General features: G+C 36.7%; 17 protein-coding genes, 1 tRNA gene and 1 pseudogene. 11 read left to right on the forward strand and 8 right to left on the reverse strand.

Features of this window, described 5'->3' with window-relative positions; all coding sequences use genetic code 11:
* Positions 1–566 precede the first annotated feature (566 nt).
* Entirely contained in the window at positions 567–881 is a 315-nt protein-coding gene (locus J7R10_RS03245; RefSeq protein ID WP_010705449.1) for a helix-turn-helix domain-containing protein, read from the forward strand.
* On the opposite strand, the gene J7R10_RS09880 is transcribed toward J7R10_RS03245, so the two are convergent.
* Positions 805–987, reverse strand: coding sequence for a hypothetical protein (locus J7R10_RS09880; protein ID WP_015399199.1), 183 nt, complete (start codon positions 985–987; stop codon positions 805–807). The genes J7R10_RS03245 and J7R10_RS09880 overlap by 77 nt on opposite strands.
* 1192 nt (positions 988–2179) lie before the next feature.
* Positions 2180–2256 (reverse strand) — tRNA-Ile (locus J7R10_RS03250).
* A 175-nt stretch (positions 2257–2431) separates the two neighbouring features.
* On the opposite strand from J7R10_RS03250, the gene J7R10_RS03255 reads away from it, so the two are divergent.
* Positions 2432–3169, forward strand: a complete 738-nt coding sequence (locus J7R10_RS03255) for an SIMPL domain-containing protein (protein WP_010705450.1) — start codon at positions 2432–2434, stop codon at positions 3167–3169.
* A gap of 38 nt (positions 3170–3207) precedes the next feature.
* On the opposite strand, the pseudogene J7R10_RS03260 reads toward J7R10_RS03255, so the two are convergent.
* The 3 genes and pseudogenes from J7R10_RS03260 to dnaG all read right to left on the reverse strand — a co-directional run bounded on the left by J7R10_RS03260 (position 3208) and on the right by dnaG (position 8195).
* Positions 3208–3619, reverse strand: a pseudogene (locus J7R10_RS03260) (YkgJ family cysteine cluster protein).
* A 268-nt stretch (positions 3620–3887) separates the two neighbouring features.
* Complete coding sequence (gene rpoD / locus J7R10_RS03265) at positions 3888–5888, reverse strand: RNA polymerase sigma factor RpoD (protein WP_208436379.1); 2001 nt, start codon at positions 5886–5888, stop codon at positions 3888–3890.
* A gap of 369 nt (positions 5889–6257) precedes the next feature.
* Entirely contained in the window at positions 6258–8195 is a 1938-nt protein-coding gene (gene dnaG, locus J7R10_RS03270; RefSeq protein WP_010705452.1) for a DNA primase, read from the reverse strand.
* A 136-nt stretch (positions 8196–8331) separates the two neighbouring features.
* On the opposite strand from dnaG, the gene J7R10_RS03275 reads away from it, so the two are divergent.
* The 3 genes from J7R10_RS03275 (at position 8332) to J7R10_RS03285 (ending at position 12193) form a co-directional block, all read left to right on the forward strand.
* A complete protein-coding gene (locus J7R10_RS03275; protein ID WP_010705453.1) occupies positions 8332–9549 on the forward strand; it encodes a mechanosensitive ion channel family protein in 1218 nt (405 codons plus the stop codon).
* Positions 9550–9619: 70 nt separating this feature from the next.
* Positions 9620–11296, forward strand: coding sequence for a Na/Pi cotransporter family protein (locus J7R10_RS03280; protein ID WP_010705454.1), 1677 nt, complete (start codon positions 9620–9622; stop codon positions 11294–11296).
* A gap of 645 nt (positions 11297–11941) precedes the next feature.
* Positions 11942–12193: a GlsB/YeaQ/YmgE family stress response membrane protein gene (locus J7R10_RS03285; protein ID WP_010705455.1), complete on the forward strand. Its 252-nt coding sequence runs from the start codon at positions 11942–11944 to the stop codon at positions 12191–12193.
* Between the two features lie 628 nt (positions 12194–12821).
* On the opposite strand, the gene J7R10_RS03290 is transcribed toward J7R10_RS03285, so the two are convergent.
* Together J7R10_RS03290 and J7R10_RS03295 are read right to left on the reverse strand one after the other, a co-directional pair.
* Positions 12822–13094, reverse strand: a complete 273-nt coding sequence (locus J7R10_RS03290; RefSeq protein ID WP_026501299.1) for a hypothetical protein — start codon at positions 13092–13094, stop codon at positions 12822–12824.
* Between the two features lie 25 nt (positions 13095–13119).
* Positions 13120–13689, reverse strand: coding sequence for a phage DNA encapsidation protein (locus tag J7R10_RS03295; protein WP_026501300.1), 570 nt, complete (start codon positions 13687–13689; stop codon positions 13120–13122).
* A gap of 213 nt (positions 13690–13902) precedes the next feature.
* On the opposite strand from J7R10_RS03295, the gene ubiC reads away from it, so the two are divergent.
* Both ubiC and carA read left to right on the forward strand, forming a co-directional pair.
* On the forward strand, positions 13903–14421 hold the full coding sequence (gene ubiC / locus J7R10_RS03300; RefSeq protein ID WP_010705456.1) for a chorismate lyase: 519 nt from the start codon (positions 13903–13905) through the stop codon (positions 14419–14421).
* An 897-nt stretch (positions 14422–15318) separates the two neighbouring features.
* Positions 15319–16515 carry a glutamine-hydrolyzing carbamoyl-phosphate synthase small subunit gene (gene carA, locus J7R10_RS03305; RefSeq protein WP_010705457.1) on the forward strand — a complete coding sequence of 399 codons (1197 nt, stop codon included), beginning with the start codon at positions 15319–15321 and terminating at the stop codon, positions 16513–16515.
* Positions 16516–16672: 157 nt separating this feature from the next.
* On the opposite strand, the gene J7R10_RS03310 is transcribed toward carA, so the two are convergent.
* The gene (locus tag J7R10_RS03310) at positions 16673–17914 is read right to left on the reverse strand and encodes an MFS transporter (RefSeq protein WP_026501301.1); all 1242 of its coding nucleotides are present in this window, start codon (positions 17912–17914) and stop codon (positions 16673–16675) included.
* Between the two features lie 507 nt (positions 17915–18421).
* Between J7R10_RS03310 and J7R10_RS03315 the strand changes: the two genes are divergently transcribed.
* From J7R10_RS03315 to J7R10_RS03330, 4 genes are all read left to right on the forward strand, one after another.
* Positions 18422–19261 carry a DUF1460 domain-containing protein gene (locus tag J7R10_RS03315; RefSeq protein WP_010705459.1) on the forward strand — a complete coding sequence of 280 codons (840 nt, stop codon included), beginning with the start codon at positions 18422–18424 and terminating at the stop codon, positions 19259–19261.
* A 563-nt stretch (positions 19262–19824) separates the two neighbouring features.
* Positions 19825–23310 (forward strand): carbamoyl-phosphate synthase large subunit, encoded by a 3486-nt coding sequence (carB, locus tag J7R10_RS03320; RefSeq protein WP_010705460.1) that lies wholly within the window; start codon positions 19825–19827, stop codon positions 23308–23310.
* A 250-nt stretch (positions 23311–23560) separates the two neighbouring features.
* On the forward strand, positions 23561–23770 hold the full coding sequence (locus J7R10_RS03325; protein ID WP_010705461.1) for a cold-shock protein: 210 nt from the start codon (positions 23561–23563) through the stop codon (positions 23768–23770).
* A gap of 900 nt (positions 23771–24670) precedes the next feature.
* Entirely contained in the window at positions 24671–25873 is a 1203-nt protein-coding gene (locus J7R10_RS03330) for a pyridoxal phosphate-dependent aminotransferase (RefSeq protein ID WP_010705462.1), read from the forward strand.
* Positions 25874–26255: the final 382 nt, after the last annotated feature.

The raw sequence follows: 26255 nt of genomic DNA on the forward strand, positions 1-26255 counted from the left end.
AATCCCCTTCATGATTGAAAAGACTTTCATGTTCTATAAAATCACTAAAATCATTTTTTTGTTATTTTTTAAATCTCTTAACGCACACATGCGACATACCATCTATAAGTAACTTAATTTATTAAAACAAAAGAAAAAACAGCGTCCTGAACCAATGAATTTGTTGTATTTTTTACAGCCATGACCTTGTTCCTTAAGGCTGTGGAGCTTCATTACATCCACACGCCACCTTAATGCAGAAATTTCTTACAAATGCCAATGTTGGGGTATATCTTGATTCACAATGGCGCTGCGTATACTATCAGTGACATTTCATGAACACGCTAGGTGTATTTCCATCTCTGGATTATACGCATCCACTCCGTCACGATCGTGAAACTGAGCAACCATTTTTTACTGATTCAAATCTGAAAGTGTATGGGAACATTTTGTTATTAGTTAAAAACAACTCTATATCCTTCATAAGCGAAAAGCTACGCATGGGTATTTTTACGCTCCTTGTATCATGTACTCTAGATTCGCAGTGTAGTATTAACGCTATAGCGTAAATATGTAAAGGTCTAAAAATGACAAAGACTGAAAAAGATTGGTTCCAACGCTTAATTGAATTAATAAAAAGCGATGGACGCACAATGATTGAAATAAGCAAAGCAGCAGGCTGTGGACAAAACTACGTACAACAAATGATAAACGGAGGGAAAAGACCCTCTGTAGATAAACTCATGGCTATTCTTAACACACTTGGAAATGCTAGCGCCATATATGTAATAACTGGTTTTAACATCTCTGATGAAGATTTAAAACTTATTGCTTTGATTTCGTCTGGAGATAAAAAGAAGATTGAAGCTTTAAATGTTCTGTTGACTGAGCAGCATTTGTAGAATTTTCTACTATTTCCAATATTTCTTGCTTTTGAGCTTTAGACAAAGCCTCCCATTTCACAATAATATCGGATAAAACTGCCTCAATTTTTTTGTCATTCTTCATAGTTACACTCCACATAGCCAAACTATATAACGCTAAAGCAGTTCAATATATTCCATACCTTAGAAACCAATATTTGCAATAGACCATATGGAAGCAGTTGCGTATAAACTGGTTTTATAAAATCAAATGGAATTCTGTTAATTATGTACCATGGTGAAACAGAAAACATCGCACAGTTCAGACCTTTTTATAAAAAAAACTGGCATCATCATTTTTATCAACAACGCTAATAATATTACTCAGATCTCGTGATTCGAACCAAGTGCTAATCGATGTGAAGATATTTCTGAAAATACTGCCAACCTCTACGTGAGAGAATAGGAAAAAGCTTATTTTGAAAGAAGAATATATCACAATTTTATTCTATACAGCACGACCTATATTTTTTAAACGATATCGCAAAGCAAAAATACAACAATGCGATATGTATAGTTCTTATGAACAGCAGCGCTGTCTACGACACTATGATATCCCTTCAAAAAAGACAGCCTCCTCTCGAAAGCATCCTTGAGATAAGCATAGAGATTTATCATGAACAAAAATGGAAATACTTTAAAAAATACAATGGGTCAAGCCCGAATGACGTCCACACATACATTACACAAGAATTTACAAAAAGAAAAAAGGTTCTTAAGCTTGGAAAAGAAAACAGCGATAGATATTATCATTGTTGACCACATAGAACACATAAACATTTCTAAATTATGTTTTTATTGAACCTGAAATCATGATGATACGGTTCGGAGTCAGCTGTAAAGGCGTAACAGCAATACCATTCACTTAAAAAAATAGAAAAAACCACTTTAAAAATAAGTATTTTCTTCCGACTTTATATGACAAAACAAAAAACCTTAGAATTTCTCTTATGTGGATAAAATATTCACCTATAAAAAAACAACTCCTTAAAGAAAACTTTAATACGCCGGTTTCATGAAACAATATCACGCAGCAGAAATTAAAAAAATGAGCTGATGAATTTAAGAAAGTGAACGACAATACATAAGCTTAGAGAGAATGTGGTACCGTAAATAAAAGTCTTTTTCTACTGAACTGAAGAGTGCAAAACATTATTCTACACCTAAATAGCGGGTAGGAAAACCACTCACAACAGAACAAACATTAAAAATTTCACGATAAACAAAAAAACAAAGAAGGAAAAATCCTGAAACTTTTTTATACTCTGTTTATTTAATGGTGGGCCCGGAGGGACTCGAACCCCCAACCAAGCGGTTATGAGCCGCTGGCTCTAACCAATTGAGCTACAGGCCCCACACAGGTTGCTTTTCTTTAAACTAAAATGCCCTATGACACAAGAGCTTTTACTTAGAATCATAACCCATCTTTTCCTTTTTATCTATCGGTTTTTTTATCAAGTACCCTAATTTCTTTACAAGAACTCCCAAAAATGAGAAAGTAGTAAACTAATAAAGATAAAGGAACAGATATGACAAAAACAATTTTCCAACCGCTGAATCATTATAGCATTAAAATAGCTATGGTAGCACTCGCGCTGATAGCCAGTTCACTCTCCATACATGCTGAAGCAAGCAAAATAAAAAACGCAACCATTACAGTCACTGCAATTGGCGAAAGCCAAGCAGCACCGGATATGGCTATTATCAATCTAGCCGTTGTTACAGAGGATCAAACCGCCCAAAAAGCATTAGCAGCCAATAATAAATCTATGAATGATATTGTAACTGCCTTTAAGAACAATGGAATCCAAGCAAATGATTTACAAACATCAGGCTTGTCCATTTATCAATCTAGCCCTGAGAAACCTCATGACAAAAAGAATCATGAAAAACTTTATCATGTTTCAAATTCTTTAACAGTGCGTATTCGTGACCTTGCCAATGCTGGTAAAATATTTGATCAAGCAATGGCCCTGGGCGTTAACTCAGTAAATGGCATCACCTTTACCAATGCCGATACAAAACCATTTTATCAAGAAGCACGTAAAAAAGCGATTACTGAAGCCATTGAAAAAGCTGAAACTATAGCACAGGCAGCAAATTTAAAATTAGGAAAAATCATTGAAATCAATGAAAATAATGACAACTATTATCCCAAGCCACGCCTGATGAGCATTGCAGCACATGCAAACTATGCTGATACCAACTTCTCAGGGGGTGAATTAGGTTATAATGTGAGCGTTACAGTAGTATTTGCTATAGATTAAATCATATGCGTCATAAATTATTGCGTGAAACAATCATATCACTTGCCTTCACAAAGAAGTCTGGTGATATGATCGAGATAGGTTTCTTCACACAATAATTCATCGTCGTGAACTTCTATTTGTCCACGTGCAGAAAATTGTGTTTGGTGTACGGTCTGCCAATTTCCCGACACCAGTGGATGCCACCATTGAAGATCTTTTCCTTCATTAATCAGCCAATAACGATATACAGTCTGGAACAATTGATTTACGGTGAACATAGTTTCGGCACCGACAAGTTTCCGCGTCTAAAAGACGATAAGCAACACTGGTTGCATAAATATCTCCAGTATCATCATCTTCTACTTTGTGTAAACAACAACATCCACAGCCATCGCAGAGATTCTCCCACTCAGAAATAGAAGTTTCTTCTAATTTTTTTACTTTCCAAAAGGGAATTTCTTTACTCATAAAATCAGTCATATCTCTTTGAAAGACAAAAAACTACCAAAAGCAAAAGGAATAAAATTAAATCCTTATAATTTCACACCGCGTATTTGTTATTTTTATAAATGACATCATAAATATCAAAGCTAAAGAAATATTGAATACCGAATTTTTTATAGATCGCTCAGTATCTAGCTTTTACCTTTCTAAAAAAGACCAGAAGAACTAGATTATATGTGTTTTATCTCCATTCATCAAGAAAAGATACATTTTTGAAAATGCGCCCTCCTTCTTAAGAATCAAGAAAACTGCGCAATTTGCGTGAACGGCTAGGATGCTTTAATTTACGAAGAGCCTTTGCTTCAATCTGACGAATACGCTCCCTTGTCACTGAAAATTGTTGACCAACTTCTTCCAAGGTATGATCAGTATTCATCCCTATACCAAAACGCATTCGCAAAACGCGTTCTTCACGAGGTGTTAATGACGCAAGCACGCGAGTTGTTGTATCCCGTAGATTAGCCTGAATAGCTGCATCAATGGGCAATAATGCATTTCTATCCTCAATAAAATCACCTAAATGAGAATCATCTTCATCACCAACAGGTGTTTCAAGTGAAATAGGTTCCTTTGCAATTTTAAGAACTTTTCGCACTTTTTCTAACGGCATAGAAAGTTTGCTTGACAATTCTTCTGGTGTGGGCTCACGTCCAATTTCATGGAGAATCTGACGCGAGGTACGAACAATTTTATTAATTGTTTCAATCATATGAACAGGTATACGAATAGTGCGCGCCTGATCAGCAATTGAACGGGTAATTGCCTGACGAATCCACCACGTTGCATAAGTTGAAAACTTGTACCCACGCCGATATTCAAACTTATCGACAGCTTTCATCAAACCGATATTGCCTTCTTGGATAAGATCAAGAAACTGCAAACCACGATTGGTATATTTTTTTGCAATTGAAATCACAAGACGGAGATTAGCCTCTACCATTTCTTTTTTAGCAATTGTTGATTCGCGTTCACCTTTCTGCACTTGGGTCACAATACGACGAAATTCACCAATCGAAATAGCTGTTTCCTGTGCAAGACTTTGTATTTCGCTACGCAGTCTCTGAATTTCTTTCGCTTCGCGCCTTGAAAATTCTTTCCAACCAGATCCTGGCAAAGTTCCAATATAATTTAACCAATCCGCATCCAACTCACGGCCTCGGTATTCTTTTAAAAAGTCCTCATGTCCAATGCCATAACTGTTGGCTATTCTTTTCAGCTTACCCTCATTATGAATCAGTCTCTTGTTAATGTCATAAAGCTGCTCAACCAAAGATTCGATACGATTTTGGTTCAAAGAAAGGGATTTTACTGCTTGAATCAACTTACCCTTTAATTGAATATATTTTTTCTTCTGAGAAGATGAAAGAGCGCCCTCTTTACGCTCTGCCAAACTGCTTTCAACATGTTGATCTTGTAATTTTCGTAATTTTACATAGGTTTGTGCAATAAAATCCAATGTTTCCATGACTTGAGGACAAAGTTCATTTTCCATTGCAGCAAGTGACAAGTTAACCTCGTCATCATCCTCGACGCCCCGCTCTCCCGCAATCCCCTCCATATTACGCATAGCAGAAGAGGTCTTTTCCTCTTTTATCTTATCAACTTCACTTCGTTCAACAACAGGAGCCTGCTTTGCCTCTGGACCAGCATAAGTCATTTCAAGATCAATAATTTCACGAAGAAGAATACGCTGCTCTCTCAGTTCCTCACGCCAGATAATGAGAGCTTGAAAAGTCAAAGGACTCTCACAAAGTCCGGCAATCATTGTCTCACGCCCTGCTTCAATACGCTTAGCAATAGCAATTTCGCCTTCCCGCGAAAGCAGCTCAACAGCTCCCATCTCACGCAAATACATACGCACGGGATCATCTGTACGATCTGTTACTTCACGCTTATTGATTGTCGTTGCAATTGCATGGCTAGAGGCCTCTACTAAATCCCCTCCCTCTACGGTGACTTCTTCCTCATCGTGTTCAGAATCGACCTCATCTTCGTCGTCCACAACATTAATACCCATCTCAGAAAACATCGCCAAGATATCTTCAATTTGTTCGGAGATAACCTCTTCAGAAGGAAGAACTGCATTCAATTCATCCATCGTCACATAACCATTTTTTTTAGCGAGTTTCACCATTTTCTTGATGGCATCATCAGAAAAATCAAGAAGAGGGCTATCCAAACTCGCTTGGGTTATTACTTCCACATTATCTTTCTGTTTAACCTTTGTTGCCATACCGTAACTCCACTTGATCACTCCACAGCTTCCACGTGACCAGCTTTTTGCGTTCTCACTTAACGTATCAACAGTTTCTTATATATACTTCCTCTTAAAGGAGATTACTCTTGGAAAGAATACATTTTGTATACGCGCTTCATCGACACAAAAACGCGGGAAAACTCCAGAAGTTTCCCCGACACCTCTCAGCCTTTCTGAGATAATCTCTGCAGCATATAGTAGCATATAGTAAGAACCAATTTCCCGCTTTTCCTAAAATTCCGTCGTCATTCTTTACAAACGTCGTCATTCTCTTACAAAAATGTTGCTCTACATAAACTTCCTCATCTTAAGCCTTAGGTGACAGATTCGCATCAAAAAAGCGAATCATTTTATTGTCTCTTGATTATTCCCGTCTCTTTTTTCATCCAACCAACCTCCAAACCCTTCAATTAATGCTTCTGTCGCCTGCATCTGTTGCAGCTCACTTTGTATCTCACGAATCAGATCAAAAACCTCACTCTTAGGATTTTCTACGAGTTGCTCTTCAATATCTTGTAATCTCTTATGTAGGTGGTGTTCTTGAAGATGCAAGTAGATAGCCTGTTTTAATATAGCACGAGCATCTTCTAGAGGAGCTCCAATAAAGACAGTACGCATACCAACATGTTGTACAAGATGTTTCATACGCTCTAAAAGAGCTTTTTGTCCTTTTTTTTCTAAGAGCGCAATCATTGTCTCTTTATCATGAAGCTGCTGATTTCCAAGAATTTCCAACATGGATTGATGGAAGCACACTAATTGTGTATTTTTTAATTCCAATTCAGCAAGAACTTCGAAATTTTCATACCACAACTCAGGATAGTAAGCTAAAATCAATAAAATAACAGCTTCACGCAGAGGAATAGATTGCGAAGAATTGCGCACTATATCGGAGTTTGCCAAAACAGAAAAAGATTGGTCTTTAAATATCTTATTTTGGGAAAACTGGTGGTGTCTCCCCGTACCTTTTTTTTTCGAAAAAGAAGAACGAAAAAAATCAAAAAGCCGTTTTTTTATATCTTGCAAATAATAACGGCGTATATTTTCATCCTTAATTGTAAAAATTTGCTGTTTCAGTTGTTTTTCTAGAGCCGCTCGAGCTTCTGGAGTTTCAAAGTTTTTTCCATAAGCAGCACGCCACCACAAAAGCTCAATCAAAGGAATTGCTTTTTGCAAAAAAGAAGAAAAAAGTTGTGCACCGCCAGCAGAAATAATTTCATCTGGATCTTTCCCTTGTGGCAACAAAACAAAGCGCACAGAAACACCTGCCTTTAAAAGAGGAAGCACACGATCAGCAACACGAAAAGCAGCTTTTAAACCAGCATCATCTCCATCAAAACATAAAATGGGATCCGTCCCTATTTGCCATAAAAGCCCAATTTGCGCCTCCGTTAATGCTGTCCCCAAAGGAGCCACGGCTCCTTCAAAGCCAGCTTTAGTCAACGCAATCACATCCATATAACCTTCAACAACTAAGAGTGAATGATTTTTTTCATCGCCAACCAAACGGCTATTTTTGCGAGCAGTAGCTGCATTATAAAGCATATTTCCTTTATGAAACAACACGGTTTCAGGACTATTGAGATATTTTGCAGGTGCATCTTTCTCTAACGCACGCCCTCCAAAAGCTACCACGCGTCCGCGTAAATCTTCAATCGGAAACATAATACGATTTCTAAAACGATCATAGGAAACCGTTTCATCTTTACCCAGTTTGAGAAGTCCACAATCTTCCATCTGTTTTATTGAAATACCACGAGCACTTAAAGCTTCTCTCAAAGCTGTACGTTTCATTGGAGCAAAGCCAATTCGAAAACGCTCTACAAGCTCTGGGGTCACACCACGTGCATCAAGATAACGACGCGCCTGCATACCACCTTTATCGTGTAAGCTACGTTGAAAAAAATCCGTAGCCATTCTCATAACATCATAAAGATCAGCCTTTTCCATCCGACGTTTGTGACTTTGTGGATCAAAAAGAGGTAATTTTATCCCTGCAAGATCAGCCAAATGCTCGACACTTTCTGAAAAATGCAATCCATCAAGCTCACACAGAAAAGTAAAAATATCACCACTCACACCGCAACCAAAACAATAATAGTGACCTTTACGATCATCACAATGAAAACTTGGCGTTTTCTCACCATGAAAGGGGCAACAACACCAAAAATCTCCTCGCGAAGGCTTGCTTTTTTTAGGATCAAAGACCACCCTTTGGCCAATAACTGTTGAAATTGGTAATCTGGCGCGGAGATCATCAAGGAAATCAGGCGGAAAGTGCATTATCTCTCACAGAGTTTTAAAATTCTTTTTTGCATATTTAACGAGTTTGAAGCATAATTCCAATACTTCCTCTTAAGTGGTTTTTTTAAAAAATAAAAGTTCAACCGCATATTTTTCAGAAATGGAGAGTGAAAAAGTGATCAAATTTCTTGTTCAATATCCTTTGCTAGAATCTATTGTTTGGCTTATTATTCTTATCATTATCGCACTTTTAGTCAATTTTTTAGCACGAAACCTCCTCTCTCATGGAGCAAAACGGCTTTCTTCTTTTCTTCCTAAAAATACCAGCGTTGATATTGAATACACCATTGGGTACATAGCAAATATTGTTGCAGCCTTTATTCTCTCAATCGGTATTAATTTTATTCCGACACTCCCTGATACATTTAGCACCATTATAGAAAATGTTGCTAACGCCTTCATTATTCTTTTTGCTGTTCTCGCAATTTCTTCTTTCCTTAATGTTATTAATATCCTCTACGAACAACAACCAACAGCGCGGTTAAAACCAATAAAAGGTTATATTCAAATTGCCAAAATTGCGCTTTTTACTGTAGCTGCGATTCTCATGGTAGCAACATTAATTGACCGTTCACCTCTTATCCTTTTATCCAGTCTTGGTGCAATGGCCGCTGTCTTGATGTTGATTTTTCAAGATACACTCCTTTCTCTCATTGCAGGCATTCAAATTTCATCTACCGATATGGTTCGTGTTGGCGATTGGATTCAAATCCCCAGTCTGGATGTAGATGGCGATGTCACTGAAATTGCACTCCATACTGTCAAAGTTCAAAATTTTGATAAAACAATCACGACCGTCCCTATCCGTAAACTGGTGACAGACCCTTTTAAGAATTGGCGTGGAATGGAGGAAGCAGGTGGACGACGCATTAAACGCTCCCTCTTTATTGATCAATCAAGCATCCGTTTCCATACAGAAGAAGAACAACAATATCTCTCCCGCTTTAATTTGTTAGAAAATTATCTCACACAAAAAATACCAGAAATCCATGAATGGAACACGCAATTAGATAAAAATCCGGACGTCTTAGCCAACACCCGCCGTTTAACCAACATTGGAACTTTCCGTGCTTATGTTTTTGCATATTTAAAAAACCATTTAAATATCGAACAAAACATGACCCTGATGGCACGACAATTACCACCGACGCCAAATGGCTTGCCCCTGGAAATCTATTGCTTTACCAATACAACTGCTTGGCTAGAATATGAACAAATTCAAGCTGATATTTTTGACCACCTTTATTCCATTCTTCCTAGTTTTGGTCTAAAAATTTTTCAAAATCCAAGTGGCTATGATTTCCGTCATGTCTTAGAAGCGAAAGAAAAGTAAAATGATAAACTTCAATTCATCCATTTTTTAAATCACCCTTATTTATAACAACAACGAAAGAAAAAGTATCATGAATGGTTCACTGGTACTCCTTCATCTTGCAGGTGCTGTTTCTTTACTTCTTTGGGCTACACGCATGGTACGTACGGGTGTTGAACGTGCCTATGGTGATAAGCTTAAATACAAAATGTGCCACGTTATTTCCAAACCATTATTTGCTGTCAGTTTTGGACTTTTTACAGCAATGATTTTACAAAGCTCTACAGCAATAACACTCCTTGTTGGTTCTTTTGTCGAATCTGGTTTTGTCTCTGGATTAGCGGGGCTTATGGCTGTGCGTGGAGGAGAATTAGGATCGGCACTCGTTGTTAAAATTCTCTCCTATGACCTCACTATCGTTGTGCCCCTGTGTCTTTTAATTGGCACCTGTATTTTCATGACAACTGAAAAACGGGATTGGCGTCAAATAGGACGTATTGTCATTGGTATTGGCCTTTTGATTTTATCTTTACAGATGATAAGTGAAGCAACCGAACCTTTACGTGATAGCGCTATTTTACCAAGCATCATTCGTTATCTTTCTACCGATCCTGTTTCTACCTTTTTGTTGGCAGCCACATTAACTTATCTCTTACACTCATCCATTGCTGGAATCATTTTGCTGATCAATTTTGCTAATTATGACCTCATCCATGCTCAACTTTGTGTTATCATGGTTCTTGGCGTTAATTTTGGTTCTTCTCTTATAGCACCCCTTTTAACACGCAACGCCTCTCCTAATACCCGCCTCGTTCCCTTGGGGAATTTACTTATGCGCGGCGCTGGTTCAATCCTTGCTCTTATCTTATTTCTTTCCTTTCAACCACCAATCACATGGTTTGGTGATAAGCCCTCTACTCAAGTTATCAACGCCCATATCATTTTTAATGTCTTCATTCTTCTTGCTGGAATACCACTCTCGAAATGGGTTTTAAAACTAACCACTCAAATTGTTCAGATAAGTACAAAAAAAACACAAGGCGATAAAACGCTTAATTTATCTGATCAAACCGCCCTTGATGATAGCGTTATTGAACGCCCAACTTTAGCACTTTCTAATGTCAAACGTGAGGTCATCCATATTTGTGATCTTGTGGATATTATGCTAGAAAAAATCATGGGACTTTATGAGAAACCTGATCCTGACATCATCCGTGAACTCAACCAGCTGAACACTATATTGGATAAAAAACATATCGCAATCAAACTTTATCTCGCACGATTAGCTGGACAAAAATTGTCTGATGAAGAAGCTCTTCAAACACAAGAACTTTTAGGTGCTTGTATAAAATTGGATCAAGCAGGAGATATTATCATTCATAATATGCTTATGCTGATTAAAAAGAAACAACAAAAAAATTTACAATTTAGCAGCGAGGGATGGGACGACCTTCTTCGTTTCCACGCTATTGTCCTAGCCAATGCGCATATCGCATTTAATGTTCTTGTCTCACATGATACACATACCGCACATTTATTGGTACAGAAAAAAGATCAGCTTCGAAATTTAGAAAAAGAGATGAGTTTGAAGCATTTGAAACGCCTTCGTGAAGGTGATCTCACAAATGTAGAATCGTCAAACCTTCATCTTGACACTGTACGCGATTTGAAACAGATCAATTCCCTTTTAACCTCAATGATCTACCCAATCTTAGAAGCACAGGGACTTCTCCAAAGTTCCCGCCTACGCAATCCTGCTGAACAGTAAACGGCTAAATCTTCACTTTGAGGATATTTAAAAGATAACGAATCATATCGATCATGATATTTAAAAATTCAAAATGTCTTACTCAAATACTCTTACCAAAAGTACACCATTTCATAACATCAAAGAAAAAACACGCCATGAGAAATAAAAATATCTGTCAGATTACAATAATGGTAATGTTTTTACAGATTCAACCTATACAAGATTTTATAAAGAATTAAACAACATCACTTCAAGAGTCATTGATATCCTAATAATACGCTTTTTTAAAAAAATTTTGGATATCCATTTTCTCATTATTTTAGGCATATCATTTTAATTTTTCCAGAATTTTTTATAATAATTGGAAAAATATACTTATAAATACACTTTTATACTATAAAAGTACTTTTTAAGACGTTTTTTTACATAAAATAGTTGCACACTTCAGTGTTTTTTTGTATTATTGAGATAGTGATGTGTATCTGTGATTTTATGGATATAATACTGCACGCATAAGATGTTCGCGTGAGTTGAAAAAACAACGAAGTAAAAATAAAGTTTCCAACAGCAATATCCTTTCTCTGGGGAAAAGAGAGTCTTGACCTTTACAAAGCTTACCCTAGTTAGAACTAACAGTTTAGATTCAGGCAAAGGAGAATATAAATGGAAGACGCAAACATTGGCTGGATTGCAGCTATTATTATCGGTGGTCTTGCAGGTTGGGCTGCACAGTATCTTATGAAAAGCCAGACAGGTGTATTTCTAAACATTATCCTAGGAATTATTGGAGCCGCATTAGCGAGCTTTGTTTTTGGCCTTTTAGGCGTGAGCTTTGCTGGATGGCTTGGCTATCTTATTTCAGGTTTTATAGGAGCCTGCATTCTTATATGGATAGGAAGAAAAATTCGCCCATAAATATTTGTTCATTTCTCTAAAAGCATCTTTTGGTGCTCAATAGAATAAGTGAAGTATTTCTACCATAGTTTTAAATATAGCTATTGGTGGAGTGATGGTTAGATGCTTAAACAGCCATCTTTTTGCATCACCATCTTTTTTGGGCAACATTTTGTCTTTTTGGGACCACTATTTTGGGGACCATTATTATTGTGTCGTTAAATGAGAAACGGCAAAGATTTGTGATTTACCATCCCCTATCAATAGCTATAAGCATTTATACGAATAGAGATGATGCTGTTAGTTTAGTGCAATACTGTATTCGTTTCATTTTTTACAATTCGCGTTCAAGATCTTGAAGAACTGGTTACTCCAATACTCTTCCTATACTCAAAATTCCGCTAATAAAAAAATATTACAAGATAATATATACCCCATTTTTCTTTCATTTTTTTCATTAAATAATTTTTATAGTCAACTGATTTGTAATCATAAAGCAAAAAAACAGAATATATTACATTTTATTTTAAATAAATAAATCAAAATTATTTTTTCTAAATAAGAAAAAACAATACACTTATGGTATATATTTATTTTATGTGAATATTTGACATTATTAATGTATATTATTTCATAAAATCAGACCTTTTTAATGAAAGGTTCCATAGGCTCCTTTTACAGCCGGTGTATGAAAACAAACATTACCTTCTCTAATAAATTTAGCTAACTGTTTTAAATGGGAATCTCTTGAAACTTTTCCTTTAATTGCATTTTCATACAAAACATCATTATCTATACTATATGTAATATATCCATTACTTCTCCCATTTTTGATGAATAGTTTCTCATTTGCAAAAAATATAGCTAACTCTTGCCCATCTATAATAAGATTAATGAATGGATTTTTATGTACAGATTTCATCTTGTCTACAAAAGCAAAATCGTCTTTAAGAAGGGTGTTTGCTAATTAGAATACTCCAAGAGTTATAATGAGTAAATTCATTATTTTCATGATTATGTAATGCAAAAAAGTCAAAATAAGGATTAGATCTTGAATGACTACTTCCAAAGCATATTACTCTACCATCATTACGGTTTTTGAAAACAGTTTCACATAAGCTTACTAATTTTTGTGGTTCATCTCTTAAGTACCTATTATTTTCACAAATATATTCCTCGAATATAATCGTTTTAACGTTTGGAAATGCGTTCTGTTTGTACTGATGCACTAAAGCTAAAGGTATGAGGTAACCACATATTTTATCATGTTTAGGCTTAATTATAGGAGGCCTTTTGTAACTCTTACTCCATTTCACTCTTTCTAAATTATTTAAATGCGTTTCTGAATTATAAATAATACAATCACCTTTACATCTAAACTCAAATGGTCCGAGTATTCCTTCATTCCTTTTTTTATATGCATTACAAACGAATTTTAAGGTACTAAATGTTTTTCCCAATCCCCTGTTGCTATCAAGAAAATTCCACAGTGCATTGTATGAAAGAGCTTTAGACAAATCGTAATATATTATATTTTACCTTTTCTCATAGAAATACGACCCATCATATAATTTTCATATCTCCTTTTCTTAAGAGCTCTCATACCATTTTCCCTTATATCTTTTTTCCGTTTAAAAACTTGCTGCCTTTGCCTTTCTATATTAAAATGGGAATATCTATTTTTATCACTTAACATGGCGTACGGAACACGGTTTTAGATATGGAGTGAAATGATTTCTAAACCAAAAGACTCCATCTTGCCCCCTCTCAAATGGCTATCTGATCAAGACCCCTCAATACCAGAGAACATTCGTGATTGGCTCATGGAAGCGAACTCTATGACACTCCGATTGAAAAACTATTGTACCTGCATACATGTCGAACCACAACGGGAATGTTTCATTACGCGGGATAAACTAAAAGAAGAAGCTCAACATCTCCCTGTTAGCTCACGTTATTGGTTACGCGAAGTCATACTGATGGGAGACAATCAACCTTGGCTTCTTGGACGCACTGTAATCCCGCAAGAAACTCTCTTGGGACATAATCAAGCACTTATGCATTTGAGTACTATACCATTGGGACACTATCTATTTAACAGTGGCAAATTAACCCGCGATTACATTCATATTGGCCAAAAAAATGCATTGTGGGCACGCCGTTCCCGTTTGCGATTAGCAAACAAACCATTGTTGCTAACCGAACTGTTTTTAGCAGCTTCACCGCTTTACACAACAAATCTTACGTAAATGAAAAAAACAATATCTTAAAGAAGAAGAGTATAACGTAAAATAGATGACAGATGTCTTATTGACTCATTAATAAAAAGAACCCATCTGTTTACTTTAAAATACGCCTTTTGTTGTAATTTTCCTAAAAACTGTTGCTTATTTACCCCTGTCTCTTTACGAAAGAGCACTAATGATAAAATATTTTCAGACACACTGTGTTGCTGGATTAAAATTTACTGCAATTTTTTACAAAATCTCTTGCCAACCTTAGAAAAATTCATTTTCTCAGTAGAGCGTTTCTTGAACATACTATAATCTCTTACCAATATCACTGAAGAATCCTGTTTCTTCTTGCCCTAAAACTTTACCAAGCAACTCCCCGCCTTCCTTTTTATCAAGCTGATAAGAAAAGAATTCGTGAAAGACTATTATTTTCTCTTGTTTCTCTCAATTGTAAACAAACAGATTCGTATAAACGTGCATAAACTCCTTATACCATTTTATTATTTTAACTAAAATAAACTGCCTCTGATAAACATCTCTTTCTAGTCTCCTTTTATCACGCTCTCTAATCGGCCATATTAATATTTAACTAAAGTACCCCAAGAATAGCGTTATCCTGCGCCTTCAAATAATATGAAGCGCTCCGCCAATCTGATTAGAAAATATAAATTTATCTCATTCTATCTACTGAGAAAAACTGCTTTTTCAGCAATCCTTCTACGTCTTACAATATACAAAAAATAATTAATCGGAGATTTTAGAAAAATTCAAAAACAGGACTTTACCTCCTTATAGAATATACCTATACTCTCTATCTCAAGCGAAACATTGTAAACAATATACACAAAAGCTGTTATGCTTTTGCGCGGTGTTGGTTATTATACCTTTCAGAAATAATTGTGGATGCACACTATGACACAAACTACCCCATCTTGCGATCCTTGGAGTGTAAGAAAACCTACAGCCCTCTTAGTATTAGCTGATGGAACAGTTATTGAAGGTAAAGGAGTCGGTGCTACAGGCATTGCTGAAGGTGAAGTGTGTTTCAACACCGCCATAACAGGCTATGAGGAAATTCTTACAGATCCATCATATACGCAGCAAATTGTTAATTTTACTTTTCCTCACATAGGAAATGTAGGGACAAATAGTGAAGATATTGAAGATCTCACTCCTCTCAACTTTCATGGTGCCATCGGTGCTCTTTTCAAAGCAGACATTACACGTCCCTCCAACTATCGCGCAAATGAAAACCTGCATCAATGGCTCAAAGCACGTAAAATTATCGCACTTTGCGGTATTGATACACGCGCACTCACCATTCTTATTCGAGAAAAAGGTGCACAAAATGCTATCATTGCACATGATCCTCATGGGCATTTTGATATCCCTTCTCTGCAGAAACGTGCACAAAAATGGCCAGGTCTTATCAATCTTGACCTTGCGAAAAACGTCACCTCTAAAGCATTAGGGCAATGGAATGAAAAGCCATGGGTATGGGATAAAGGTTATCATACAAACAGTGTGTATAATCTTCATATCATTGCAATCGACTATGGTATTAAGCGTAATATTCTTCGTCTGATGGCTACACAAAATGCGCGCATTACTATCGTGCCTGCACATACAAGTGCAGAAGAAATTTTAACAATGAACCCTGATGGTATTTTTCTTTCTAACGGTCCAGGTGATCCAGCAGCAACAGCGCAATATGCCGTTCCAACTATTAAAACATTGATTGATCATAATTTGCCACTTTTCGGTATATGTCTTGGTCATCAACTTTTAGCTCTCACTCTTGGGGCAAAAACCATAAAAATGCACCAAGGACATCATGGCGCTAATCATCCTGTTAAAGACCTTAACACCGGAAAAGTTGAGATTGTATCAATGAACCATGGTTTTGCTGTAGACGCTACCTCTTTACCACAGCATGTCCAAGAAACACATATTTCCCTCTTTGATGGTTCAAACTGTGGAATTCGAATTATTGGAAAACCGGTTTTTTCTGTTCAATATCATCCCGAAGCTTCCCCTGGACCACAAGATAGCCACTACCTCTTTCAACATTTCTGTGATCTTATTATGGATTATAAAAAAATAGCTTAATTAAAGTGCTCTTCTTTTAGATTTTCTCTCTTCAATCACACGCTTTTCCCTCGCAAAAATCCACTCTTTTTCAGAAAGCGTAATCTGCTCCTAGAACACGTAAGTTGTATTTTATAGGTCTTGAGAAAATATTCTTATTAATCAGAAACGCCAAAAATTAGCGTACCCGTAAAGCAAAAACTATCGTCGTCACCACAAGCACACAAAAGCTCCCCACAAAAGGAGCACCAGAAAAATAAAACATCGCGCCTTCATGGGTAAAATATTCGAAGAGAAGCATATAAAAAATAGGACCGAATATTAAGCTCAATGAAACAACTGATGTCATCGCTCCCTGCAATTCTCCTTGTGCATTCGCCGGTACCTGTTCTGAAGCAATAGCGCGCATAGGTGCATGAACAAGATACTCAAGCATAGTACACGAAAAAACTGCATAAAACATCCAGCCTTGTGTCGCAAATGTGTAACCAAACATAGCAGCCAATGCAAACAGAAGACCCAATATGACAATACGCCAATTGCTCCATCGCTTAGAAAAATAAGGCAAAATAAGCGCTACCACAATAATCTGTCCTATGCCGAAAACACTATAAGACACTCCAATAGACAACGTGCTCCAATCGTAGCGTTCTTTAGCAACAAATGCCCAAATGCTCGGCCATATAGATTCCGCAAGCCAATAAAGAAAAAAGACCAACAACATCCAGAGAACTTTTGGATATTGTCTGAGCTGTAAAAGGGCACCTAAAGGATTGGCACGTTTAATATCAAAAGAGCGTCTATTCCACATAGGAAGCGTTTCTGGAAGCATAACCCACGCAAAAATAAAATTCATGAGTGAAAAACCAGCAGCAAAATAAAACGGAACACGCGGACCAAATTGCCCTAAAAAACCTCCAATGAATGAACCTAAAATAAATCCCAACCCAGATGCAATTCCTAACAGAGCAAAATTGCGCGTACGAGTCCTCTCATCAGAGATATCGACAAGATAAGCCGTACAAATTGCAAAATTAGCACTACTCATCCCTGACAAAAGGCGCCCAATAAACAACATAGAATAGCTCCATGCTATAGCACATATAAAGTTATAAAGAGCAAAACTAATAATAGAAATAAGCAAAATAGAACGACGACCATAGCGATCAGAGAGATTGCCAATGACCGGAGCAAATAAAAATTGCATTGCTGAATAAGCTACAAATAATCCTCCCCCTTCTACAGAAGCTTCGCTAATATTCTTTCCCGTCAACTGAGCAAAATATTCAGGCAAAATAGGACTAATGATTGCGATACCAATAATATCCAGTAATAAAGTAATAAAAACTAAACTAAGCCCATGATGGATAAATTTTTGATCGAGCTTTTGGCTACTCATAGCATGTAAATTGCTTTCCATACAATCTTTCAAACCCTACCTGCTATTAAGAACTATGATAGAATATAACTTGTTCTTACAAAAACGATAATTAAAGCAAAAATTAAAAAAACAGAAAATATCACAATTTATCATTTGATCAGATACATAATACTGTATAAATTTCTATAAAAAATCATCATTTTTAAGAAATCATTTTCAATTCATGAAATAAATTGAAATTTTAACATTACAATTTGCCTATAAATTTCTTCTAACAAAAATAGCATTAATTAAATACATGATATAAAAATAGAAATTTATATTTCAAATAAAACAATTTCATCACAACAAAATTTTATATAATTCTATTTCAAAAATATACTTCTATTTCAAAAGTATTTAAATCATACGAAATCAGCATCACCTAGCATAAAACCCTCCATATACCTCTTTATACTACATTTATGATATGTTATAGTGAGTGTAAGATAATCTGATTAACGCAGAAAAGTACCACTTATTATTAAATTCAAAAATGGTGAAAAAATGCGAAAAATATTCCAATTCATTTTAATTTCAGCATTGGTTACAGGATGTGACTTTCAAACTTCTGATGGAAATAAAGAAACTTCTGAGAACAAAACAGAAATACAGCAAGAACAACAAGTGAATCTAGATCCCTATACTTTAAAGAAACTCAATGTTCTTCTTAAAAAGCGCTCGAAAATCACTGACCATGAGACAGGAAAAATAATCGACTTTCTCTCTGGTGCTTTTTTAGGAACACCTTACCAAGCAAATATGTTACAGGGTTCAGAGAAGGTAGCAGAAGAACTCATAATCGACTTTAGAGGTTTAGATTGCTTTACTTATCTTGATTATGTTGAAGCATTACGGAAATCAACTTCGCAAACAGAATTTATAAATAACGTGATCCAAACACGTTATGTTGACGGGAATATAAGCTTTTTGAATCGAAAGCATTTTTTCACTGACTGGGCTTATAAAGAATATAAACTTGCCGATGACATCACGGCACAAATCAGCCCCAATGCAATAAGTACCGAAAAATATCTCAATAAAAAAGCTGATGGTGGAAACTATCTCCCTGGATTACCAATTGTGAAACGCAATATAACTTATATTCCAAGTAACTTTATTAATGAAGACGTTATAAGCCAATTACAATCGGGTGATTTCATTGGTATATACACCAAACTCGATGGATTGGATGTAACCCATGTTGGTTTCTTCATCAAAACAGATAATGGCCCAATGTTACGAAATGCTTCTTCACGAAAAGAAAATGAAAAAGTCGTGGACTCTCCTTTTATGGATTATGTAGCAAAAACACCAGGAATTATTGTTTTAAGAGCCCTAAAATAACCTATATGGGGACAGAAATGTCCCCTATAATTAACAATATATGTTCGAATAAACCCTCAAATGATCAAACGAAACATTCAAATTCATATCATCTATACACATACAAGATCTTTTTTGATATTTTGAAGCGAAATAACAGAGAATCTTACTCTCGCTTTATACCTTAAATAAAAGAACCAGCTTATAATATTTTTTGCCATTCTCCATTTTTGATCAAAGAATGCTGTTCATGAGTTCGATTCATTTAGCATTATCACAAAAGAGGAAATGCAAAAGAACATAGTTCAAAAATTGATAATGACAAATAATGCAATAATAGTAAGGACACGAGCCCTCCACTCCGTATAAGAAGCCTTCTTTCTCTTAAAAGTTATATTCATGCAACGACATCAATTTGGTCAACACAAAAAAGACACTGATCTTCCATGCTATAAAAAAAACATGGAAAAGGCATTTTATGGCTTACTTTCTTTATCACTTAACCTATAAAATAGTTTTAGCCTTGAAATTTAAATATTTTGCCTGACGCAATCGCGCACGGATGTTTGTCATAGGAAAAAAACATGCCAAAACGCACAGATATAAAATCTATTCTTATCATTGGAGCAGGACCTATTGTTATTGGTCAGGCATGTGAATTTGATTATTCAGGCACACAAGCCTGTAAAGCATTAAAAGAAGAAGGGTACCGAATTATTTTGGTTAACTCTAATCCAGCCACTATTATGACAGACCCAGATTTAGCTGATGCAACTTATATTGAACCTATTACCCCTGAAATAGTTGCACAAATTATTGCTCGTGAACGTCCCGACGCACTTTTACCCACCATGGGAGGACAAACAGCCCTTAATACAGCCTTATCCTTAAAGCGTATGGGCGTTTTAGATCGCTATCACGTTGAAATGATAGGTGCAAATGCCGATGCAATTGATAAAGCTGAAGATCGTGCTTTATTTCGCAAAGCGATGGCAAAAATCGGTTTGGAAACACCACGTTCTATGCTAGCTAACGCAACAGAACTTAAAGAAAAAAATCGCCGACAACATGCCAAAAAACGCGATGAACTGAAAGCAAAACTTTCTGGTGATGCTCTTGATCAAGCCCTAGAAAAGCTTGAACGAAACTGGCGTCACACAGAATCTGACCGTAAACAACATTATATCGCACATGCTACAGCCAAAGCGGTTCAAGCTCTTGATGTTATTGGTCTTCCAGCGATTATCCGTCCTTCTTTTACCCTTGGTGGAACCGGCGGAGGAATTGCTTATAATCGCTCTGAATTTTATGAAATCATTGAACGAGGACTTGAAGCTTCACCGACAACAGAAGTTTTGATTGAAGAAAGTGTTTTGGGATGGAAAGAATATGAAATGGAAGTTGTTCGCGATAAGAAAGACAACTGTATCATTGTTTGTTCCATTGAAAATATTGACCCGATGGGTATTCATACTGGTGATTCGATCACTGTAGCCCCTGCCCTCACCTTAACGGACAAAGAGTATCAATGTATGCGCAATGCTTCCATTGTGGTACTGCGCGAAATTGGTGTTGAAACTGGTGGGTCGAATGTACAGTTTGCTGTTAACCCTGAAAACGGGCGCCTTGTTGTTATTGAAATGAACCCGCGTGTTTCCCGCTCTTCAGCACTTGCCTCAAAAGCAACAGGTTTTCCTATTGCAAAAGTAGCGGCGAAACTGGCTGTTGGCTACACACTTGATGAATTAAAAAATGATATTACAGGCGGTGTAACACCAGCATCATTTGAACCTTCTATTGACTATATTGTCACCAAGATTCCTCGTTTTGCCTTCGAAAAGTTTCCAGGTTCATCATCTGTCCTTACAACTGCGATGAAATCTGTAGGAGAAGTAATGGCAATAGGCCGCACATTTCAAGAATCGCTGCAAAAAGCACTCCGTGGACTTGAAACAGGTCTTACCGGTCTTGATGAAATTGTCATTCCTGAACATGCAGAAGGTGATAAAAAGAGTTCTATACGTTCCGCCATTGCAATCCCAAGTCCTGATCGCCTACGCTACATTGCCCAAGCAATGCGTGCGGGCTTACCTTTAAATGAAATTCATCAAATCAGCAAAATTGATCCGTGGTTTTTGGAACAAATAGCCTCAATTATTGAAATGGAACAATACATCCGCATCCATGGCTTACCTCAAGATGCGGATAATCTACGCATGTTAAAAGCGATGGGCTTTTCAGATGCACGTTTAGCCACCCTTACGGGACAAAAGCCTGATGATATTGCCGCTTTGCGCAAAGCACTGAATGTTAAACACGTTTTCAAAAGAATTGATTCGTGTGCAGCTGAATTTTCTTCACCTACAGCCTATATGTATTCAACATATGAAGCTCCCTTTGCTGGGATAGAACACTCAGAAGCACAAGTTTCTGAACGCAAAAAAATTGCGATTTTAGGCGGGGGACCAAACCGCATTGGACAAGGCATTGAATTTGACTATTGTTGCTGCCACGCTGCTTTTGCACTCCGTGAAGCAGGCTTTGAAGCCATTATGATCAACTGCAATCCTGAAACTGTCTCAACAGATTACGATACCTCTGATCGTCTTTATTTTGAATCTTTAACAACAGAAGATGTTATCGCTATTCTAGAAACAGAACAGCAAAAAGGTGAATTGGTTGGAGTCATTGTTCAATTTGGTGGACAAACACCACTGAAGTTGGCAAGTACACTAGAAAAACATAATATCCCTATCCTAGGCACTTCCCCTGAAGCCATTGATTTGGCAGAAGATAGAGATCTCTTTCAAAAATTATTGTTCAAACTTAACTTAACTCAGCCTCAAAACGGTATTGCTCATTCAATCGAACAAGCACGTCTTATCGCCTATGAATTAGGCTTTCCATTGGTTGTGCGCCCTTCTTATGTTTTAGGGGGACGTGCTATGCAAATTATCCGAGATGAACGCAGCTTACAAAATTATTTGCTTGAGAGTGTCCCTGAATTAGTTTCAGAAGATATTAAAGCTCGTTATCCCAACGACAAAACAGGACAGATCAATACATTGCTTGGTAAAAATCCGCTTTTATTTGATACCTATTTGACAGAAGCAATTGAAGTTGATGTTGATTGTCTTTGCGATGGAGAAGAGACACTCGTTGTTGGTATTATGGAACATATTGAAGAAGCCGGCATTCACTCTGGTGATTCAGCATGTTCTTTACCAGTCCATACGCTCTCTCATAACATAGTTGCTGAATTAGAACATCAAACCAAAGCATTAGCACAAGCACTTCATGTTCGTGGCTTGATGAATGTACAATATGCCATTAAAGATGGCACGATTTATGTCTTAGAGGTTAATCCGCGTGCTTCGCGTACTATCCCCTTCGTTGCAAAAACAATTGGTCGGCCCATTGCTAAAATAGCCGCACGTATTATGGCAGGAGAAACGCTTCATAAAACTCTTCAAGCTTATGGAGGATTACCCTCTCTGCAGCAAAAACAACATATTGCTGTCAAAGAAGCGGTTTTTCCTTTTGCTCGTTTTTCAGGTGTCGATACACTTCTTGGTCCAGAAATGCGCTCAACTGGTGAGGTTATGGGACTTGATTATGAATTTGCTCTTGCTTTCGCTAAAGCTCAACTTGGAGCTGGTGTTGAACTCCCAAAAGAGGGAGCTTTGTTCGTTTCAGTGAGAGATGAAGATAAAAAGCGTATCTTAAACCCCGTAAAATGTTTAACTGAGCTTGGTTTTACTGTTTTAGCAACAAGTGGAACACAAAAATTTCTGACCGAACATAATGTTGAAGCAAAAAAAATTAACAAAGTCTTAGAGGGGCATCCTCATATTGAGGACGCTATTCGTAATCGTCAAATTCAATTGATTTTTAATACAACCAGCACTGCCAGCGCCATCTCAGATTCCAAATCATTACGCCAAGCAGCACTTATGCAAAAAGTCCCCTATTATACAACAATAGCTGGAGCTGAAGCTGTCGTAGAAGCAATCAAAGCCCTTAAAAAGAAGTGTCTTGAAGTGCGCTCACTGCAAAGCTATTTTACTTGAGTTTCTTGTCATAGTACAATGCATACACACTCCTTCATATTTTTTCTTTATATGAAAACATAAATTAAGGCTTGCTTTTTATTTTAAAGACTTTTATATGGACTTTATCGAACTTTCGGTTATGTGACTTTCTTTCCTGTGCGACATGCACTCTCGACGAAACTTCTCCCACCTAATTTCGATCTAAAACCGTATTGAGAGCTTTTTAGTTCCAATACACAATACAATTATATATTTTAAGGAATCTCCTATGTCTACAGGAACAGTTAAGTGGTTTAATACAACAAAAGGTTTTGGATTTATTCAGCCTAGTGATGGCAGTGCAGATGTATTTGTGCATATTTCCGCTGTTGAGCGTTCTGGTTTAAACAACCTTAATGAAGGACAAAGAATTTCTTATGATGTTCTTCAAGATCGTCGTTCTGGAAAATTTGCTGCTAGCAACCTTGCAGCACTTTAATCTTTTAATTCTGCAATAGTTTAAAAAAAATCTTCGTCTGTAAAGACGAAGATTTTTTCCTTTTTATGAAGCGTAATTTACCTTTATAAAATAAAAAACGAATTCTCTCATAATGCTTTTTCCCCTTCAATCTTCCATGAATCACCGCGCTTGACTCTTTCCTGTAAAACCTCAAAAAACTACAGTACACAAGTCTATTTGAAACAAAAATTCCTCAGCTCTCTGCACCTATCACTCTAAACCAAAGGAGGACGAAGGCATCCTTCAGAAACCTTACAAAGAAAAAGCTTTTTTATCAAATCCCTAGAAAATAGGTTTGGCCTATTTGATCTTTTTGCGTAAACATCCGATAAAATATCCTTCTTTGTAAATGTATTTGTCGTTATGCACTGTTTTTCGTTTGAGCGAGAAAAATGCTAGACATGAGCACAGACAAAAAGAGTATTAAACATTACAGTTTTACACTCACAGCCCTTAGTAATTTTTCTCAATTTGATGTCAGCCCTCTCGTCTTATACAAAGAGACATAACATGTACTGAGACCATACCATATACCGAGCAAAGGAAAAAATTTACCATTGATCCCTTGTTTAAAAAATCAAATGGACAGCTTCAACAAAACAACAAGGAAAGCTTTCAGTCTTCACGTAAGTTCCAGAAATTTCTCTCAATAGAATCATATCTCCCTTTCAATCTCTACTCTTGAGATAAAATCTCTCTCTGCTATGGCTCATATTGTCTATAAATGGAAGATATCACCCATTCACCTTTCTTTCAAATCTTACTGAAGAGCAAAAAGCTTGAGAAATTTTCCGCAATTTTTTATTGCATACAATATAATCTCTTATAAAATAGTTCTAACTTAATAATTATTTTCTGATATATATAAGGATTGAAATTATGGCTTTTATCGCCGACCGGCTTTCCTATATCAAGCCTTCTGCAACAATTGCTGTTTCCCAAAAAGCCCGTAATTTGAAAGCATTAGGTCGTGATGTTATTGCTTTAAGTGCTGGAGAACCGGATTTTGATACACCAGACAATATCAAAAATGCCGCCATTGAAGCTATTCGACGTGGAGAAACAAAATATACCCCCATATCTGGTATTCCAGAATTGCGCCAAGCAATTGCGGCAAAGTTTAAAAGAGAAAATAATCTCACCTATCAACCAGAGCAAATTATTGTTGGTACCGGTGGTAAGCAAATCCTCTTTAATGCGCTGATGGCAACTTTAAATAAAGGAGATGAAGTTATCATTCCCTCTCCTTATTGGGTCAGTTATCCAGAAATGGTTACCCTCAATGGTGGAAGACCTGTCTTTGCAGAAACCAAAACCGAATTTTCTTATAAACTGCAACCGAAAGAGCTAGAAGCTGCTATTACCCCCAAAACCAAGTGGTTCATCTTTAACTCTCCTTCAAATCCATCAGGTGCCGCTTATACACATGACGAATTAAAAAAACTAACAGATGTTTTAATAGAACACCCTCATATTTATATTCTCACCGATGATATATATGAACATCTCACATACGAAGGTTTTACTTTTGTCACTCCAGCAGAAGTAGAACCAAAACTCTATGACCGTACACTCACAATGAACGGTGTTTCTAAAGCTTATGCCATGACGGGTTGGCGTATTGGTTACGCAGGCGGACCGCAAGAATTAATTAAAGCCATGGATACCATTCAAGGCCAGCAAACATCTGGTACAAGTTCTATCTCACAATGGGCGGCTGTCGAAGCACTCACTGGTCCCCAAGATTTTATTACTCAAAATAAAAACATCTTCCAAGCACGCCGTGATCTCGTCGTTTCCATGTTAAACCAAGCTCCCGGCATTCATTGTCCAACACCTGAAGGCGCTTTTTATGTTTATCCTTCCTGTGCAGAACTCATTGGAAAAAAAACACCTGAAGGTAAAGTAATCTCTCATGATGAAGACTTTGTAATAGCACTTCTGGAAGCAGAATCAATTGCTGTCGTTCATGGATCTGCTTTTGGATTCGGACCAGCTTTTCGTATTTCTTATGCAACATCAGAAAAATTACTTGAAGAAGCTTGCTTACGTATCCAGCGCTTTTGTAATAACTTACTTTAAAAACTTTGAACATCATCTCCTGTTATAGTTTTGTTGGAGATTAGTTTATCTGAGGGATTTTCGGCTGTAAGACTACGTGGGTTTTTCAAAAAAGGATCCCAGTGAAATGAGATATCAATCGAAAACAGAAAAAAAAGGAATGCACTATTCCGCCCTGTGAAAAACAAGAAACTTTAAAAACGAGTTCTCTTATATAAGGTACTTTCTCTTCCACATTTAAACCTGTATCATTGACTATTTAAAATGCAGTGATCAAGAAACAACTCTTTCAGAACTCTAGAAACATAGTAAATGATTATCACTCAAAAAGCTTTTTATGGTGCGTAAAGTCCCTACATCTTCATTAAATTTGATAGCTAAAGAAACTTTGATCCTTACAAAT

The sequence above is a fragment of the Bartonella vinsonii subsp. berkhoffii ATCC 51672 genome, from assembly GCF_902825225.1.
GTDB lineage: Bacteria > Pseudomonadota > Alphaproteobacteria > Rhizobiales > Rhizobiaceae > Bartonella > Bartonella berkhoffii.

Excerpts from the sequence above, each read along its gene's own strand:
- J7R10_RS03245 (WP_010705449.1), top strand. The coding sequence starts at position 567 with ATGACAAAGACTGAAAAAGATTGGTTCCAACGCTTAATTGAATTAATA.
- J7R10_RS09880 (WP_015399199.1), bottom strand. The coding sequence starts at position 987 with ATGAAGAATGACAAAAAAATTGAGGCAGTTTTATCCGATATTATTGTG.
- J7R10_RS03255 (WP_010705450.1), top strand. The coding sequence starts at position 2,432 with ATGACAAAAACAATTTTCCAACCGCTGAATCATTATAGCATTAAAATA.
- rpoD (WP_208436379.1), bottom strand. The coding sequence starts at position 5,888 with ATGGCAACAAAGGTTAAACAGAAAGATAATGTGGAAGTAATAACCCAA.
- dnaG (WP_010705452.1), bottom strand. The coding sequence starts at position 8,195 with ATGCACTTTCCGCCTGATTTCCTTGATGATCTCCGCGCCAGATTACCA.
- J7R10_RS03280 (WP_010705454.1), top strand. The coding sequence starts at position 9,620 with ATGAATGGTTCACTGGTACTCCTTCATCTTGCAGGTGCTGTTTCTTTA.
- J7R10_RS03285 (WP_010705455.1), top strand. The coding sequence starts at position 11,942 with ATGGAAGACGCAAACATTGGCTGGATTGCAGCTATTATTATCGGTGGT.
- J7R10_RS03290 (WP_026501299.1), bottom strand. The coding sequence starts at position 13,094 with ATGAAATCTGTACATAAAAATCCATTCATTAATCTTATTATAGATGGG.
- ubiC (WP_010705456.1), top strand. The coding sequence starts at position 13,903 with ATGATTTCTAAACCAAAAGACTCCATCTTGCCCCCTCTCAAATGGCTA.
- carA (WP_010705457.1), top strand. The coding sequence starts at position 15,319 with ATGACACAAACTACCCCATCTTGCGATCCTTGGAGTGTAAGAAAACCT.
- J7R10_RS03310 (WP_026501301.1), bottom strand. The coding sequence starts at position 17,914 with ATGGAAAGCAATTTACATGCTATGAGTAGCCAAAAGCTCGATCAAAAA.
- J7R10_RS03315 (WP_010705459.1), top strand. The coding sequence starts at position 18,422 with ATGCGAAAAATATTCCAATTCATTTTAATTTCAGCATTGGTTACAGGA.
- carB (WP_010705460.1), top strand. The coding sequence starts at position 19,825 with ATGCCAAAACGCACAGATATAAAATCTATTCTTATCATTGGAGCAGGA.
- J7R10_RS03325 (WP_010705461.1), top strand. The coding sequence starts at position 23,561 with ATGTCTACAGGAACAGTTAAGTGGTTTAATACAACAAAAGGTTTTGGA.
- J7R10_RS03330 (WP_010705462.1), top strand. The coding sequence starts at position 24,671 with ATGGCTTTTATCGCCGACCGGCTTTCCTATATCAAGCCTTCTGCAACA.